A 13,611-nucleotide genomic window follows, 5' to 3' on the forward strand; every position below is an offset into this window, starting at 1 on the left:
TATTTTCATACAACATCTGTAGAAATAAATCTGTCAATTACCTTTCATTATTATCCAACATATGTAATTATTTTGTATGAGCAAAGAAATTCAAATAATAAGAAATTTATATTTTGTAGAAACGAATATAGGTTCAAATATATTTCAAAACGATTTAAAAGGAGAAGATTATGAATAATTATATCGACATACAGCACTTATGCGACCTTGTACATAGCACTTTTCATGTACCTGTTCAATTTTTAGCTACTAATAAAAAAATTGTATATGAATCTACTTCTCATACGATTGGTAGTCCTTTTTATACTTCTAAAGAAGAACATCTGAATGAACTTTATCAAGAAAATGCTCCTTGTAATTTTCCAATTTTCAAAGGGAATAAATATCTTGAGAATTTCATTAGCATTCATATAACAAATCATGAACATATAAAAGGAACGATTATAATCGGCCCTACCACTTACCCAAAAGTATCAGATGAAATGGCTATTAAACTTATGAAGTATTTCAACTGTAATGATAAAACGCAGCAAGGAATAGACTACTATCAATTTCTACCCGAGATGAAAAAAAGTACACTAATTGATATAAGTATTTGGTTACATTACGTCATTTTCAATGAAAAATTAGATCGCGATATTGTTTGGAAAAAAAATAAATTGCTCGAAGATGTTTCTTATAAAATCGTAAATCCTGATCTATACATTTCAAAACGTCTTCGGCATGATCCGCAACATTATGACATATCATTGGAACGTAAATTTTTTTCTGCAATTAAAGAAGGCAATAAAGAAAAAGTCATACAATATGCATATTCCTTCCCGCAAGAAGATTCAGCAATTTCATCTAAAGGAGATCAACTAAGAAACCAAAAAAATAATGGCATTATCGCCATTACGCTAGCTATTCGATATGCGATAGATGGTAATCTTCCATCACATATTGCTTTTTCACTCGGTACTTTATATATTCAAACCATTGAAAAACTAGACAACATGTATTCCGTAAATAGATTAATTGAAGATGCATTATGTACTTTTGCAGAACGTGTAAAAGAATATAATAATCAAGCATATTCTAATGCCATTACTACATGCCTAAATCATATTCACAAACATATTTACGATGAAATAACTCTTAATGACCTTGCTAACCTTTTACATATTTCCCCTACTTATTTATCAAAGCTATTTAAAAAAGAAGTGGGAATTCCTTTAAGTGAATACATCCAGAGGGAACGAGTAGAAGAAGCCAAAAAGTTATTAACATTAACGACCTACCCACTATCAGATATTTGTGCCTGGCTCAACTTTAATGATCAAAGCTATTTTACGAGAGTCTTCAAAAAAATTACTAACATGACTCCTAGACAATATCGTGAAAATCATACCGTTATATAAAAACGCTTTCTTAATAGAGGGTGAGATAGTTGTCATACTTGCTCACCTTCCTCCATTTGATTTCCTCTCCTTCATCCAAAATAAAGTTTTAATCCTCTTCAAAAAAGTACAAAAATGACAAATAAATTACTATAAATAAGTGAATGAATTTGATAATTTTTTAGTACTAAGCAAATTCGCTTCCCAATCAGACATAATAAAACTAACACAAGGTACTTCGGAATGATCAGCAGTAGTTACTTCCATAGTGATTAACCTTCCTATATAGAAAATATATTGTTAGGAGAATAGAAAGCATGAGTAGTACAAATATATCAAAATCGGTTCAATTGACTAGTATGTCTAAACAATCTGCTCACATGAAAGAATCGGGAAAAGTATCATCATACGATGATAGAGAAAGAATTGAAGACACTTTATTACGCTCATTCATTTCAGAAAAACAAATATTGGTCACTTATTATAAAGATAATTATTTCCCTACAATGTATATGACTGTAATTGAATTAAACCCTTTGAAACGTTCTTTAATATGTATAGATACCTTTGGCCGTAAACATACCTTTAGTTTCATCGACATAATTGATGCACGTTAATTATTTCTATACAAAAAAGCCACTCACCTATAAAAATTAGGTAAATGGCTTTTTCCTTCCTCACAGCTTCACTTATTATTTCGCACTCACAATCTTATAATAAGAACGAACTGTTAAGAAGTAATATCCGATATAAATAGCGCCGTATACTCCAATACTAATTAGGAGTGGGATCATGATTTCATACGGTAATATGTTCCCTAAACCTTTTAGTGCAAACAAGCTATGCAAAATTCCGATTACTAACGGAATAGCGAAGATAAAGCTTACTTGTTTTGCGATAGCTTTCTTCATTTCTTGCTTCGTTACACCAACTTTATGAAGGACAATGTAACGATCACGGTCAGCACTTGCTTCTGTTAATTGTTTAAAGTAAATGATTGAGCCTGTCGCTAATAGGAAGACTAATCCTAAGAATAACCCAATAAACATCATTAAGCCTGTCGTTTCAAGCCCCATTTGGAATCCTGTATAGAAATCGTTAAATGGTTTTAAAACTTCTGATTCACCAGCTGGCATAACGCTTGCTAATTTCGCTGTTAACTCTTTACTATTTCGCTCACCTTTTACATCAATATTTTTTACAGTGCGCGTTTCGTTTACTTGTTTCGCCTGCTCATATGTTTGATCTGGAACGATTACAAATAATTCATTTAAGTTTGTAACACTTCTACTATTTACACCTTTAATCTTTAACTCTTTCGATTCACTTCCAACAGGGAATACAGCTGTATTTCCTGTGTAAAGAGGACCAAAATCAAGTGTTTCAATATATAAGCTATCATATACAAAAGCTTCATTCGCACTTAAATTTACAGGTTCTATATCTAAATGTTTCGCGATTGTATTAAAGTTTGATTGAGAAATAAGTTGGTACTGCTTCGTCACATTATAGTGTGTGTTCAGAACTTGATCCGCTCTTTCACCTTTAAATGTTCCTTTCACAGGAATCATTTCAACTTCTGATTCATATGTGACTGGATGATTATTCTTTTCTCCAGCAAGTATTTCATTTACTTTTTTATCTAATGCTGCATCTTTTTTCTCATAGGAATAACTATACGGCGCAGCAACTTTTGATTGCGTAAATGTGTTGTAATACATCGTAACTGACGTACCAACCGCCGTTAATGTTACTGCACTTAAAATAGCGATTGTCGCCAGTGATTTCGCATTTCCTTTAATGCGATAGAGTAACTGTGATGTCGTTACCATATTCATACCGTTATAAAACGCTGATTTATTATTTCTCGCACGTTTCAATATAAATACTGTGAAGAACATGAACAATAAATAAGTTCCTGCTACTGTCGCTAATAAAATGTATAATGCAACGACCATAAAGTCTGCATACATAACTGCTTTCATGTACATTAGCGCTAAGAAATAACCTGAACCGATTAAGAAAACTGAAATGAATGCCATAATAACAGATCCTTTTGGCATTGCTTCTCCTTCACGTTCTGCACGGAAAAGTTCAATTAGCTTGAATCGATAAATTAAACGATATCCTTGAAGTGATGTATATAAAATAATCACAAAGAAAATAATTGCTGTATCAATAATGGCAGCCATCGGTACTTCAAAATGAACATTTAAATTTAATCCCATCATATTTACTAATAACTCAAGGAATAATTTTGAAAGGACACTACCAATCGCAATCCCGATAATTAAAGACATTAACCCCATTAACATATTTTCATAAAAGAGCATTTTACCAATTTGTCTTTTACGAATACCTAATAAGGAATAGAGTCCAACTTCTTTTTTACGTTTTCTTGTAAAGAAACCATTCGAATATATAATAAACACCGCTACGAAAATAATAAGCATCACACTGGAAACTTGGAATGCCCCGCTAATTTTTTTAGAAGCTTCCGCTGCTTTTTCCATTTGTGAATTATATTGCAGTGCTTTAAATGTAAAGTAAATAACGATACTAAAAATCATAGATGCAAAATATACAAAGTAGTCTTTAAAGTTCCGCTGTATGTTGCGGAGGGCAATGCTAGATAAGGTCATCAGCCATACCTCCGGAAATAGAAGACATTACATCAACGACTTGTTGGAAGAACTGTTTACGCGTTAACTCGCCGCGGTGCAATTCTTTATATAACTCACCATCTTTAATGAAAATAACTCGTTTACAGTAACTTGCCGCAAACGCATCGTGCGTTACCATTAAAATTGTAGAATTATCATATTCATTTAGCGACTTCATACTTTCAAGTAAATCTGTCGCTGATTTCGAATCAAGTGCTCCCGTTGGCTCGTCCCCGAAAATCATACTTGGATTTGTAACGATTGCACGTGATGCCGCACATCTTTGCTTCTGTCCACCAGATACTTGATATGGGAACTGACTTAAAATATGATCAATACCGAATTTCTTTGAGATTTCAAGAACGCGGCGATCAATCTCACTCGCTTTCACCTTTGATAACGCAAGAGGTAACGCAATGTTCTCTTTTACAGTTAACGTATCTAATAAGTTATAATCTTGGAAAATGAAACCTAAATGATCGCGGCGGAATAACGCTAACTTATCATCATTCATTTTCACAATATCTTTTCCATCAATTAAAATTTCACCGTTCGTCGCATTATCAATTGTAGAAAGAACGTTTAGTAAAGTCGTCTTTCCAGAACCAGAAGGTCCCATAATTCCAACGAACTCACCTTCTTTTACTTGTAAGTTAATACCTTTTAACGCTGCAAATTTATTACCACCCGTGTCATACACTTTTTCAATATTTTTTGCTTCTAACACTGTTTTCATCTCGACATCCCTCATTTCATCTATTCTCTATTTTCACTATATACATTCTCTACTTTTTCCACTATCGATGTTTCTTACACAAACATGACAGTTATGTAAGACCAGTAAGCAAAGAAATCAAAATTTAACCTAATGAATCAAAGTACTTTGTTACTATAACATTGGGATATCATGCCATCCATTCATTCTCCTTACAGGAACATTACAATTTTGTAAGGTACAAAATGTACCCTACAAATTTGTGCACGAAATGTCGGATGGAGCTATTTCGTTCCTGCTATTCTATGTACAGAGGAGGTCATCATATGGATTCACTTAAAAATATGAATGCTGCAATGCACTATATTGAAAACAACCTAACAAATGAAATTAATTTTAAAGAAGTTGCGAAGCTAGCTTACTGCTCGGAATATCATTTCAAAAGAATGTTTTCTTTTCTAGCTGGCATATCACTATCAGAATATATTCGTTGTAGACGTCTGACTCTCGCTGCTTTTGAACTAAAAAATAGCGATGCAAAAGTCATTGATGTAGCTATCAAATATGGGTACAACTCACCAGATTCTTTTGCGCGTGCCTTTCAGAACTTGCACGGCATAACACCTTCAGAAGCCCGAAATAGTAGTCATTCCTTAAAAGCCTATTCACCAATGACCTTCCAATTATCCATCCAAGGAGGAAATGAAATGAATTATCGAATTGAAGAAAAAGAACCATTTCGAATTATTGGTATTACAAAACGCATACCGATTGTATTTAACGGTGTAAATGAAGAAATTGCTTCTATGTGGAAAAGTTTAAATCCAGATGTCATTCAAACTTTAAAGTCACTTTCAAATATGGAACCTACTGGAATTATTAGTGCTTCTACTAACTTTTCTGAAGGAAGAATGGAGGAAAAAGGAGAACTTGATCACTATATTGGCGTAGCCACAATGAAAGATTGCCCAGAGCAATTTGCGCAACTTGAAGTTGCAGCTTCAACGTGGGCTATATTTGAAGCTGTTGGTCCATTTCCGGATGCACTACAAAATGTATGGGGACGCATTTATTCCGAATGGTTTCCTTCCTCAAACTATGAACTAGCGGAAGGACCGGAAATATTATGGAATGAACAGAAAGATATATCTTCTCCAAACTTTAAAAGTGAAATTTGGATACCAGTTTTGAAGAAATGATAAAAAATAAAGCAGCTCTTCCTTAAAAGGAAAGGCTGCTTTATTTACATTTTCAACTCTTCTTTATAAATGCTATATGACTTTATTGTTGATACGATAATGCATATTAATATAATTCCAATCCCCATAAAAATATTAAACGGATCTGGAAGCAAAGCCCCAACATATATACAAAGTGAACCTATTACAAATACCCTCGAAGCAAATCGGTGTGTTTTTCTCCAAACTACAGGATTTTCTAATGTCCAGTCCATTCGAATGCCTACTAACCCGTTCGGCTTCGTTTGTTGCATGTAATTACCTAGTACAAGAAACAATGTTCCAAGTCCAAAATTAAATGCAATTGAGCCCGATGCAATATAATTAGATGCTGCTAATAGTGCAAATATGTTACATCCAAATCCAATAAAGAGAATGGCATAATTAATCGCTGAAAGAACTTTGGATTGCTGTGTAGACTTATCTTTTATGAATCCAAAAACTAGCCATATCATATAGAGCACTACCATACTACCTATCGAGAATGAACTTGCTTCTATTTTAGAAAAATATCCATCTACTACTCCTGCTGCATTATAATGGCGTGGAATTTGTTCTGGTAAATATGGCCATACAATATACCCATCCAATTACAATGCCACTAATTAAACTCCATGGTAATACGTGTCTTTTCATCCTCTCTCCCCCATAATTTTTTATTAGCCCCCTATTTCTTTTTTATAAGCAACATATGAATATCCCATCGTACCAACAACCAGTACGACTACAACACTTAATAAGCAAATCATTTTCCACATTCCCGGAAGAAACGCGGAAAATATGATTACAATACCGCCAATCATCATAATCTTTGCCCCTAACCTATGTGTTTTTCTCCATACTTCTTCACTACTTAACGTCCACGGCGTTTTAATACCTATGAAGAAATTTGGTTTACATTGTTGCATATAATTGCCGAGTACAACAAAAAGGATACCGACCATTACGTTCACAAAAATTCCAATTGGAACGTTATACCCTAAAGCATTTGCTAGTGTCATCATATTAATAGTAAATAAGAAAAATAAAATTGCTCCATTAATCCTTCCAAGTGCTTTAGGAAATTTTTTATAGTTCTCATACTTTGGATCTATCTTAGGCAATACAGTTACTAATACATATATAAAAATCATAATTGCTACATCAAAAATCAACATTCCCATTTTTGACATATGTCCATTCACTTCACCATCAATGTTCCAATGACTCGGAATCTCTCCCGGTAAATAAGGCCATGCAGCACACCATGCAATAATCGTTACAGCAATTAATAATAACGGAAATATATGCTTCCTCATTTCCCCTCTTCCCCCTTATTCGTAAACGTAAATACCCAAGTTAACAAATCTTGAAAGACAGTTGTATTTAAAGAGTACATAACGAATTGACCTTTCTTCTCATCTTGAATAAGTTCAGCATTTTTAAGTGCGTTTAAGTGGTGTGAAATACTTGGTTTTGTCATATTGAAATGTTCAGCAATCTCACCAGCGGTTAGATCACCTTCTTTTAATAAGTCTAAAATTTTTCGCCTTGTTGGATCTGCTAATGCTTTGAACGCTTGATTCAATGTCTTTCTTCCTTTCACTAATTAGACATTTAGATATTTATCTAAATGTTAAAATGATTTCAGTTAATTGTCAATTATATACGAGGCCCTTTTTACTTTCTCTGCTTTTGACCTATACTGTTTACTAGCTTATCTTTCAACATAATGAAAAGACTTGAAACACATGATACACTATAGCTACAATTGTTTTTTTAGGAGGAATATACATATGTATAAAATTTTAATCGTTGAAGACGATCCAAATATTTCATCATTACTACAATCTCACATTCAAAAATATGGCTATGAAGCTGTTGTTGCAGAGAACTTCGATGATATTATGGAGTCTTTTAACGCTGTAAAGCCACATCTTGTTTTACTTGATGTAAACTTACCAAAATTCGATGGATTTTACTGGTGCCGCCAAATTCGTCATGAATCTACTTGTCCTATTATTTTCATTTCAGCTCGTGCTGGTGAGATGGAACAAATTATGGCGATTGAAAGCGGTGCGGATGATTATATTACAAAACCGTTCCACTATGACGTTGTAATGGCAAAAATTAAAGGTCAATTACGCCGTATTTACGGTGATTATGCACCAAACATTTCTGAACGTATCGTTGAAGTAGAAGGCTTAAAACTATTCCCAGAACGTCCTGAAATTCACTTCGGATCTGAACAAGTTCTTTTAACGAAGAAAGAAGCTATTTTAGCAGAAATGTTATTATCTAAATTCCCTCGTACAGCGAGCCGTGAAGATTTATTAGCTGCGCTTTGGGATGACGAAAGTTTCGTTGAGGAAAATACATTAAACGTAAACATTACGCGTCTTCGTAAAAAGTTTAATGAGCTTGGCATTGAGAACTCTATTGAAACAGTACGTGGACTTGGATATCGCTTTAACGCAACTTGGAGTGAATAAGCATGAAGCTATTTTTACGTGATCATTTTGCATTTTTTCTACTGTACGTATTAAACTTCGGTATCATTTTCGTTCTTTATGATGCAGTAGATGGATTTCAAAATAATAAATTTTACTTCGTCGTTTTAAGTTTATACTTATTTATTTGTTTCCTCGCTTACCGTTACGTCCGCAATCGTAGAATGTACCATAGATTAAGTGAGCAACCAGAAAAAATGGAAGATGCGTTTATTGAAAGAGCGACTGCTCCAATGCCTCACGGTGTCAATGAACTCGTGCGTACGCAGTACCGCCTCTTCCAAAAAGAACTACAATCGTATGAAGTAAAACAACAAGAACATCAATTATTCATTAACCATTGGGTACATCAAATGAAGACACCTGTTTCTGTTATGCAGCTTATGGTGCTAGAAATGGAAGACGAACATTTAATTCCAAAGTTTAAAAAAGAATTAGAGCGTCTAAACCAAGGGCTTGATATGGCTTTATACATGGCTAGGTTAAATAACTTCCATGAAGATTTCCATGTCGAGACGATTTCATTAAAAGATACGGTAACAAAAAATATTAACGGATTAAAAGAACTATTCATTCGTAATGGTGTCTTCCCTGTTTTAGAAGTTCATTCTGATTTAAAAGTTGCTTCTGATGCGAAATGGCTAAAATTTATCATCTATCAGTTAATGACAAATGCTGTTCGTTACTCTGGTGAGCGCGGAAAGAAAGTATTCTTATCCGCTTACCGAAACGGAAAAGATATTATTTTAGAAGTTCGTGATGAAGGTGTTGGTATTCCGCAAGAAGATATTCGAAGAGTATTCGAACCGTTTTACACTGGGAAAAACGGTCGTACATTCGGAGAATCTACTGGTATGGGACTTTATATTGTAAGTAAAATTTGTGATTATTTAGGTCACTCTGTCAAACTAGATTCTGAAGTTGGGAAAGGAACGACGATTAAAATCATCTTCCACAACGCTGCAAATAATCAAGCAGAACATACGGAGAAGGTGACCGAAGCATGATCGTGACATATGCTAGCAAAATGTATGAGAACTTACTCTCATACATTTTTTGCAATAAAACTACATATTTGTCTTCTAGCGGGAGGTACGTATTATGACATTTTGGCAGTTTGCCTTTAAAAATGTAACACGTAATTCCAGAGCTTATTTTGCTTATTTCGTAAGCAGTTCTTTTTCCATTGCTGTTTTCTTTTCGTTTGCTGTTTATTTATTTCATCCTAAATTACAAAATTTCAGTATGATCTCAGAAATTTCAGGATTAATGATTTTTTCAGAAGTTATCATTGTCTTGTTCTCGTTCTTCTTTCTACTTTATTCAATCGGATCGTTTTTAAAAGTTCGGAAAAAGCAATTTGGTGTGTTAACCGTTTTAGGTATATCAAAAAAGCAATTACATCGACTCATTTTCACTGAAAATATGTTAATTGGTATTTTATCTATCTTTTTCGGCATGCAGTTTGGACTTGTCTTTTCGCAATTTTTCTTATTAGTAACAGCGAAAATTACATATCTACCAGGACTATATTTATATTGGCCAACGAATGCTTTTATTTTAACAACAATTGTATTTCTCAGTCTCTTTATCGCCGTATCTTCATTTACACCAATGCTGATTCGTACGAAAAGGGCGGTAAACCTTTTAAAAACGAATAATAGTGGGAAACAAAAAGAAAGAAAACCATCCATATTCATCTCTCTATTTGGTGCGATTTGTTTATTAGGTGGTTATATTTTAGCTGCAAATCCTAAATATTTCTTCTCAATAAACCCACAAGTAGGCGTTATATATATGGTTTCAAGTATTTTTGTGATCCCATCACTTGTGACAGTTGGGACATATTTTTTCTTTTCTCAAATTAGTTTCTTACTTATTTATATTTTAAAGAAAAGAAGAAAGTTTTATATGAAACGAATTAATATGCTGTGGATTTCGGATTTAGCAAGCCGCATCCGAACGAATATTAATATGTTGTTTATTGTAGCGATGCTATCTACAATCGCTTTCACAATGATTACGTTCCTATATGGGGTCGGAAAGTTTACAAAGCTAGAGGTTACGCGAAGTTCACCGTTTCCATTCTCTTATTTTTCTTATGAAGCAAATCCTTTTGTGGACAATCATTTAAATTGGCTTGAACAACAATTACAAAAAGAGAATTTCTCTTATAAAAAAATAAAGGCTGATTTATATGAAACACCATTGAAAGAAGATGAAGGTATAACAGCTTATAATGACATATATGCAATAAAACAAAGTGACTATAATAAACTCGCAGCTTCCCTGCGAATGAAACAACTATTCATGAACGAAAATGAAGTATACATCTTAACAGGTAACGCTTATATAACCTTATTCAGCGAATTTGAGCCAAGCTACAATAGAAAGTCTATTACACTTTCTAGCACAAATACGCAATTACAAGTAAAAGGCTATGAACAAGCAGGGGCCATTCCATCTAACTTTTCATACCAAACTTTAATTTTACCTGACTCTGTTGTAAACAACTTACCAAATACAACAAAGCACGTAACAGCGTACAATTATAACGTACAAAATTGGGAAAAGACTTATGAAATTGCTGATGATTTTATGAAAAAAATACAAAGAGATCGACAGGAATTCCAATACGAAGGCCCTCTTATACGCTCCTATGAATCAGCAGGTTCATTATACAGAATCACATCTGGTAGTGCTGCATACTTTCTAATCGGAACATTTTTAGGTGTTATTTTCTTCATTGGAGCCGGTAGCGTTCTTTATTTTAGAATGTATACAGATTTAACGAACGAACAAGAGAAATATATAACGATTTCTAAGATTGGTGTAACAGATAAAGAGATGAAACGATCTGCTACTATTCAGCTTAGCATTTTATTTTTCATTCCATATGTTATGGCATCCATTCATACAATGTTTGCAACAAAAATGCTCCAAGATGTAATTGATCTATCACTATTCAAAGAAATTTCAGCTGTTCTTATTATTTTTGGCGTAGTTGAAATCGTCTTTTTCTTATTCATTCGTTCTTTTTACATGCAAAAGTTATCAGAGTATACGAATGGTTAAATTTTATGAATGTATTTAATAGAGGAAAAGGATATCTCTTATATCCTTTTCGTCTTCATCCTACTAGGAGGTCTAGGTGAATGACATTTTGGCAGTTTGCATTTAAAAACGTCACAAGGAACGCCAGAGCTTATTTCGCCTATTTTGTAAGCAGTGCATTTTCCATTGCAATTTTTTTCTCGTTTGCAGTTTATTTATTTCATCCTAAATTGCATATGACAGGCGTGAATGCTGCTCTGAACATATTAATGACAATTTCAGAAATTGTCATCGTATTCTTTTCATTTTTCTTTTTACTATATTCAATCGGTACTTTCTTAAAAGTGCGAAAAAAGCAATTTGGGATTTTAACAGTACTTGGCATATCCCAAAAACAATTAAAGAGACTCGTATTTCTAGAAAACATGCTAATTGGTGTTCTTTCCATCTTTTTCGGCATTCAACTTGGACTTGTTTTCTCGCAGTTCTTTTTATTAGTTACCGCCAAGATTACACATGTTCCTGGTTTATATTTATATTGGCCAACAGCTGCCATTATTTTAACTATGATCATTTTTCTAGGACTCTTCATTCTCGTCTCATCGTTTACGCCGATGCTCATTCGGACGAGAAAGGCTGTACGTCTTTTAAAAGAAGGAACAAAACAAAAAGAAAGAAAAGCATCTGTGCTCATCTCTCTATTTGGTGCGATATGTTTAATATCTGGATACGTGCTAGCAGCCAATCCGCTATATTTCATGTCGCTCGGCGACGTAGTTGGTCTTTTGTACGCCGCCACCAGTATATTTCTCATTCCGTCACTTGTTACAGCTGGAACATACTTTTTCTTTTCACAAATTAGTTTTTTACTCATTCGTATATTAAAAACGCGAAGAACATTTTATATGAAGCGAATTAATATGCTTTGGATTTCTGATTTGGCAGCGCGCATTCGGACAAACATTAACATGCTCTTTATTGTAGCGATGCTATCAACACTTGCTTTTACTATGATTACATTCTTATATGGATTTGGTAAATTTATGAAGTTCGATACAGTAAGAGAAAACCCTTTTCCTTTTACATATTTATCACATACTGAAAATACGTTGGCGGATGAACATTTAAACTGGTTAGAACAAAAATTTAATGAAGAGCACTTTACTTATACAAAATTTAAAACGGATATATATGAAGTATCTTCAGCTGAAAATAACACGCAGCTCTATTATGCCATTAAGCAAAGTGACTATAATGTACTTGCTAAAGCTTTAAATTGGGAGACACTCACGGTAAATAAGAATGAATCTTATATTCTTATGAAAGACTTAGATGATCAAGTTATTGGAACGCTTCACAATAAAGACAAGAAAAATACTCTTACACTTACGCAAAACAATTTACAACTACAAGTGAAAGAATATAAAAGTTATAATCCATTCCCAAATCGCTTAATATACCAATTGCTCATACTATCTGATGAAAATGTAGAAGCATTATCCACTGTTTCAAAACAGATGAGTGTATATAGCTTTAAAGTTAAGGACTGGGAAAAAGCTAATAACATCGGCGCGGTATTCATAGACAAAATTAATACCGACGGGAACAACATTCAAGCAGAACACCCGCCTTTCCATGCAAGTGAAGCGAGCGATTCTCTATACACAACAAAACAAAATGTCGCTTCGTTCTTCTTAATTGGTACTTTCTTAGGTGTTATTTTCTTTATTGGTGCTGGCAGTGTTCTTTACTTCAGGATGCATACAGATTTAACAAATGAACAAGAAAAGTATGTAACGATTACAAAAATTGGTTTAACAGAAGCCGAAATGAAACGATCTGCTACAATTCAACTTGCGATTCTATTCTTTGTCCCGTACATTATGGCATCAATTCATACGATGTTTGCGACAAAGATGCTGCAAGAAGTTTTACATCTCTCGTTCTTCGCTGAGATTACAGTCGTACTGATGATTTTTGGAACAGTTGAAATTTTATTTTTCCTTTTAATTCGTTCCTTCTATATGCAAAAATTATCACACCATATTAAGTTTTAAAGGATAGAAAGGTGAT

The 13,611-nt window shown here is 33.6% G+C and carries 11 protein-coding genes and 1 pseudogene; 7 read left to right on the forward strand and 5 right to left on the reverse strand.

Features of this window, described 5'->3' with window-relative positions; translation table 11 throughout:
* Positions 1-170 precede the first annotated feature (170 nt).
* On the forward strand, positions 171-1,400 hold the full coding sequence (locus NST14_RS24595; protein WP_001067274.1) for a helix-turn-helix domain-containing protein: 1,230 nt from the start codon (positions 171-173) through the stop codon (positions 1,398-1,400).
* Between the two features lie 296 nt (positions 1,401-1,696).
* Positions 1,697-1,996, forward strand: coding sequence for a YolD-like family protein (locus tag NST14_RS24600; RefSeq protein WP_000099615.1), 300 nt, complete (start codon positions 1,697-1,699; stop codon positions 1,994-1,996).
* Positions 1,997-2,071: 75 nt separating this feature from the next.
* On the opposite strand, the gene NST14_RS24605 is transcribed toward NST14_RS24600, so the two are convergent.
* Positions 2,072-4,021: an ABC transporter permease gene (locus NST14_RS24605; protein WP_073541046.1), complete on the reverse strand. Its 1,950-nt coding sequence runs from the start codon at positions 4,019-4,021 to the stop codon at positions 2,072-2,074.
* Positions 4,008-4,778, reverse strand: coding sequence for an ABC transporter ATP-binding protein (locus NST14_RS24610; protein WP_000859654.1), 771 nt, complete (start codon positions 4,776-4,778; stop codon positions 4,008-4,010). Before NST14_RS24610 ends, NST14_RS24605 begins: the two co-directional genes overlap by 14 nt.
* A 305-nt stretch (positions 4,779-5,083) precedes the next feature.
* Here NST14_RS24610 and NST14_RS24615 point away from each other — a divergent pair, with 305 nt between their 5' ends.
* Positions 5,084-5,956 (forward strand): AraC family transcriptional regulator, encoded by an 873-nt coding sequence (locus tag NST14_RS24615; protein WP_229143060.1) that lies wholly within the window; start codon positions 5,084-5,086, stop codon positions 5,954-5,956.
* A 44-nt stretch (positions 5,957-6,000) separates the two neighbouring features.
* Here NST14_RS24615 and NST14_RS24620 read toward each other — a convergent pair.
* The 3 genes and pseudogenes from NST14_RS24620 to NST14_RS24630 form a co-directional block, all read right to left on the reverse strand.
* Positions 6,001-6,631: pseudogene (locus NST14_RS24620) on the reverse strand (SdpI family protein).
* Positions 6,632-6,654: 23 nt separating this feature from the next.
* A complete protein-coding gene (locus NST14_RS24625) occupies positions 6,655-7,293 on the reverse strand; it encodes an SdpI family protein (RefSeq protein ID WP_229143061.1) in 639 nt (212 codons plus the stop codon).
* Positions 7,290-7,562 (reverse strand): autorepressor SdpR family transcription factor, encoded by a 273-nt coding sequence (locus tag NST14_RS24630; RefSeq protein ID WP_001070523.1) that lies wholly within the window; start codon positions 7,560-7,562, stop codon positions 7,290-7,292. Before NST14_RS24630 ends, NST14_RS24625 begins: the two co-directional genes overlap by 4 nt.
* Before the next feature lie 208 nt (positions 7,563-7,770).
* Between NST14_RS24630 and NST14_RS24635 the strand changes: the two genes are divergently transcribed.
* From NST14_RS24635 to NST14_RS24650, 4 genes are all read left to right on the forward strand, one after another.
* Positions 7,771-8,466 carry a response regulator transcription factor gene (locus NST14_RS24635; protein ID WP_000276738.1) on the forward strand — a complete coding sequence of 232 codons (696 nt, stop codon included), beginning with the start codon at positions 7,771-7,773 and terminating at the stop codon, positions 8,464-8,466.
* A gap of 2 nt (positions 8,467-8,468) precedes the next feature.
* Positions 8,469-9,491, forward strand: a complete 1,023-nt coding sequence (locus NST14_RS24640) for a sensor histidine kinase (RefSeq protein ID WP_000765345.1) — start codon at positions 8,469-8,471, stop codon at positions 9,489-9,491.
* Between the two features lie 94 nt (positions 9,492-9,585).
* Positions 9,586-11,559 carry an FtsX-like permease family protein gene (locus NST14_RS24645; protein WP_061536586.1) on the forward strand — a complete coding sequence of 658 codons (1,974 nt, stop codon included), beginning with the start codon at positions 9,586-9,588 and terminating at the stop codon, positions 11,557-11,559.
* An 80-nt stretch (positions 11,560-11,639) separates the two neighbouring features.
* Complete coding sequence (locus NST14_RS24650; RefSeq protein ID WP_000145014.1) at positions 11,640-13,595, forward strand: ABC transporter permease; 1,956 nt, start codon at positions 11,640-11,642, stop codon at positions 13,593-13,595.
* The last annotated feature ends 16 nt before the right edge of the window (positions 13,596-13,611 follow it).

The organism is Bacillus sp. FSL W8-0519 (assembly GCF_038005585.1).
Taxonomy (GTDB): Bacteria; Bacillota; Bacilli; order Bacillales; family Bacillaceae_G; genus Bacillus_A; species Bacillus_A paranthracis.